Genomic DNA, 255 nt, shown 5'->3' on the forward strand with positions numbered 1-255 from the left:
CGGCCGAACTGCTCGCCCGCCTCGACCCCGACGGCACCGCCCCCGACGACCTCGAGGACCACCGCGACGAACTCCGGCTCACCCACCGCCGCGACGGCACCCTGCTGCTACGCGGCGCGATCCACGACCCCACCGACGCCGCCCTCCTCCAGAGCGGGTTCGACGCGGGCTCGGCCCCCGCCGGCCCCCACGACGACCGCCCCCTGGAACGCCGCCAAGCCGCCGCCCTCAAAGAATTCGTCGCCGACGCCCTGA

Annotated in this window: 1 pseudogene; it reads left to right on the plus strand. The window is 76.1% G+C overall.

Annotated elements, in window-relative coordinates:
- A pseudogene (locus QSK03_RS33060) lies at positions 1-255 on the plus strand (hypothetical protein); the annotation flags it as partial.

It is taken from the genome of Actinomycetospora sp. NBRC 106375, from assembly GCF_030269665.1.
Classification (GTDB): Bacteria; Actinomycetota; Actinomycetes; order Mycobacteriales; family Pseudonocardiaceae; genus Actinomycetospora.